Annotated in this window: 3 protein-coding genes; 2 read left to right on the top strand and 1 reads right to left on the bottom strand. The window is 48.6% G+C overall.

The genetic code is table 11. The annotated features are described in order from the left end of the window. Positions 1 to 2,370: DNA polymerase III subunit alpha (gene dnaE / locus Q0413_RS02245; protein ID WP_298986880.1), on the top strand; the 2,370-nt coding region annotated here is incomplete at its 5' end. 710 nt (positions 2,371 to 3,080) lie between these two features. On the opposite strand, the gene Q0413_RS02240 is transcribed toward dnaE, so the two are convergent. Further along, entirely contained in the window at positions 3,081 to 3,212 is a 132-nt protein-coding gene (locus Q0413_RS02240; protein WP_298986879.1) for a hypothetical protein, read from the bottom strand. A 241-nt stretch (positions 3,213 to 3,453) separates the two neighbouring features. Here Q0413_RS02240 and Q0413_RS02235 point away from each other — a divergent pair, with 241 nt between their 5' ends. Further along, on the top strand, positions 3,454 to 3,618 hold the full coding sequence (locus tag Q0413_RS02235; RefSeq protein WP_298986877.1) for a hypothetical protein: 165 nt from the start codon (positions 3,454 to 3,456) through the stop codon (positions 3,616 to 3,618). Positions 3,619 to 3,859: the final 241 nt, after the last annotated feature.

The raw sequence follows: 3,859 nt of genomic DNA, 5'->3' as shown, positions 1-3,859 counted from the left end.
GATGTGATCGATAATGCCGCCAAGCTCGTAAAGCGCCGCTACGGCCGCGATATTGTCTGGGAGGAGATCGATTTCAACGACCACAAAACCTATGAGACGATTCAAAGCGGCAACACGCTGGGGATTTTCCAAATCGAGGGCGCGGGCATGCAGGATCTGGCGATGAACCTGCGCCCCGACCGCTTCGAGGATATCATCGCGATGATCTCGCTCTACCGCCCGGGACCGATGGATCTAATCCCCGATTTTATCAGGATCAAACACGGAGAGCTAAAAGCAAGCTATATCTTCCCCGAGATAAAAGAAATTTTAGAGCCAACATATGGCATCATCGTCTATCAAGAGCAGGTCATGCAGATCGTGCAGAAGGTGGGCGGCTTTAGCTTGGGCGATGCCGATCTGGTGCGTCGCGCGATGGGTAAGAAGGATGAAAAGAAGCTTGCTCACATGCGCGAGCAGTATCTAAACGGCGCCAAAGGGCTGGGCTTTGACGTAGCTAAGGCGGATGAGCTATTTGATCTGATTATGAAATTTGCCTCCTACGGCTTTAACAAATCCCACGCCGCGGCGTATTCGATGATCACCTTTCAAACAGCCTATCTTAAGACCTACTATCCGGCGGAGTTTATGGCGGCGCTGCTTACTTCGGAGGAGGGCAACACCGATAAAATTTCAAAATATATCGACGAGGCTAGCCGCCTTGGTATCGGGCTTTTGCCGCCGTCGATCAATCAAAGCTTAAGAGGTTTTAGCGTCGTGGACGACGAAAATTCCAAATCGGGCACCTCGATCATCTACGGTCTTGGCGCGATCAAGGGGGTGGGCGGCGCCGCGATCGAGAATATCTTAGAGCTTCAAAGCGAGGCTAAATTTCAAAGCATCGACGATTTTGCTTCGCGCGTGGATAATTTCCGCGTCAATAAAAAGGTCATCGAGTCGCTGATCTATGCAGGCGCGATGGATTGTCTGGGTAAGAGCCGATTAGCGATGATTCAAAATATGGAAAATATCCTAGACGTGATGAAAAAGATCACCGAGATTAAAAAGGACGCCGAGAGCTCGCTTTTTGGAGAAGATGAGGATATGACGAGCGGCATGAGCGTAAGCTTCGTCGATACCGACAAGGAATTTCCGCAGGGCGAAATTTTAAAATTTGAGCAGCAGACCGTGGGCGTGTATCTCTCGGGGCATCCGCTGGATGATTACAAAGAGGAGATGGAGGGCATCGACTATACGCTATCCTCGGCGTTTAGCGAGATCGACGGAGATAGCGCCGAGGTGCTTAGCGTGGGGCGGATCGAGGATCTGTCCACGCGCATGACGAAAACGGGCAAAAAAATGGGGATTTTAAACGTGCTTGATCTGCACGGCAGCTTCGAGCTCGCGGTGTTCGATAACGCGCTAAAGGCGATCGAAAACTTAAGCCCGCAGGAGCGGGAGCGCCCGTACGCCTTTATGATCAAAATTTCAAAAAGCGCAGTCGGCGGCGCAGCGTATCAGCTATCGTTTCTTTCGATGATGAGCCTGCAAAATGCCCGCGATGCGAGCTTCCGTCCGCGCGCGGGGGTATTTTTGGGCGAAAATCCGCTAAGAGCCTATGCTAGTGAGCTTGACGGCATTTCGTACACCAAATCCAGCGAATTCGACGAGCTGGTGGACGACGGGGGCGCGGGCGTTAAAATTTTATGCGTCGGCAAGATTGAAAATGTCCATACCCGCACGACTAAATCGGGCAAGCAGATGGTAAATCTTACGGTGCTTGATCTTGCGGGCAGCTTCGAGATGAGTGCGTTCGGCGATATTTGTGATGCGGTCACTGCGCTAACGGATGCGCAGCTGGAGCGCCCGATGGCGTTTTGGGCGCGGCTTAGCAAAAACACTAGCCCTTACGGCGGGAAATTTCAAATTTATCTGGATGAAATTTTAACTCTAGATGCCGCGCAAAATATCGACGGCTACGCACCTAGCAAGGTGCGAGGCTTTGGCGGTAGGGAGCGCGGAGGCTTTAACAGCGGCAATTTCGGCTCTGGCGGAAACTTCGGCGGCGAACGAGGCGGCGGCTACGGCAGCGGGAATTTCACGGAGCGAAGGGGCGGGTTTACTGCGGAGGATCCCGCCCTTAAGGCGCGCAAAGAGCGCGAGGCGCAGCGCAAAAACGCGCAAGATTTCGAGTTTGAGCTAAGCCTAGGCGAGCTAAATCGCGAGAAGATTTATAAAATTTACCACCTCGCTTTTTGCGATACGGCGCTAAAAAACACCAAGCGGCTGATTCTGCGGATCCGCAACGGCAGCGAGGTGCTAGTTTATCAGACCGAATACATCGTGGGCGATAATTTCACCGAAAAGGTGCGTGAAATCATCGCGGCGTAGGTGCGGCTCTTTCGTCGCGCCAGGTTGGTAAAATTTTATTCTTGTTCGCTTTGCACGTAAGTAGCTTTTGGCGTCGCAAACAGTCATGGTTTTTTGGCGCGACCGCGATAAGAGACGACAATATTTTCGGCTCAAAGCTTGCCACGCGCAAAATTTACGATGCGACACATAAGAATCGTAATTACGCAGATCATCCGTAATATCTAAATTTATTGTGTTTATCGCGGTGGAATTTTATCTGCCACAAATTTCATACACATAGACCGCTTCCTGCTTTATTGCGTCGGTAAGGCTTGGTAGCATGCCGTTTGAGTTACCGCAATAACAGCTCGCCGTTCTCGGTAGAGTATGTATTGTCGCGCTAGCCTACGTTCGGTACAATAAATGGCGCGGACACTTTTAAATTTCTAGCTAAATTTTTGCGAAGCCTTACTTTGGCGAATCTCCACGCAGCTTTAAAATTTTAAACTTTAGCGGATTTGAAATTTTAGGTATAGCTTTACTACGTAAAATTTTATCGTGGTAAAATTTCTCCGAGAAAATTTAGTAAAGCACGCAAAAACGGACTCAAGACGTGCAGAAAAAATCCGAAACAAAGCTGACCAAAGCAAACGGTGCCCGAAAAAATCAAGCTAGCGCGGACTGGGCTCGAGCCGGGCGCCGGGATGCAACCTGTCTTAAATCCAAAATTTATCAAAATTGTTAAACGGCTATATTTGAAATTTTTTGCGCTGTATATATTGCTCGCGCCAAGTGTATTTATCCTGCCCGAAAATATAGGTGATAATGCTGCTTGTGCGGGCTTTGTAAGCCTTATGAAGCAGCTTTTCAAATGTCGCCATGGCAGTTGGCTTATACGCAGGATTTGCGGAGCTTTACTTAGTTGCGATGTGGTTGGCTAGCATCTTGATTTTGGCGTGGGCTATTTTTTATGCTTAAAAAGTAGCGCCGATTAATTTTCGTGCGATTTTGAGCGGCGAAATTTCGCGAGTTGAAATTCCGAAATTCTGCCGTTTCCAAGCCGCAGGAATTTGAGCTCAAATTTAGAGTTCGCGAGAATTTTAAATTTTACGGCATAAAATTGTGAAGTGGAATTTTGAAATTCTATGCCACAGAGTTTTAGAATTTCGGAATTCTACGAGCTGTAAATTTAGGCTAAATTTTAAAATTTATAGCGATAGAATTTTAAAATCTTGCGCTGCGAGGCCCGGCAAAGTGCCTCCACTTCTTGATAAATCAAATTTCTGAGTTTGTTTAAATTTAAGCGGTGCGGTTGCCGCCGTAAAATTCTATACGCAGCAGCAGTTTTTTAAACGACAGCGCGCCAAGACGGTGATGATTTACTCACGCAAAATATGCCGCGCCGGCCGCAGGCACCGTGTGGCAGGGCAAGCGAGCGTTTAGGCGATCGTGCAGGCTAGTTTATCTCTTAAATTTAAAATTTCATCGCGTTTTAGCACGAAGCTGTTTTTGTTGGCGATGAGGTGCG

This window comes from uncultured Campylobacter sp., from assembly GCF_938045465.1.
Lineage (GTDB): Bacteria > Campylobacterota > Campylobacteria > Campylobacterales > Campylobacteraceae > Campylobacter_B.
This window is presented reverse-complemented; position numbering and strand designations above follow the sequence as displayed.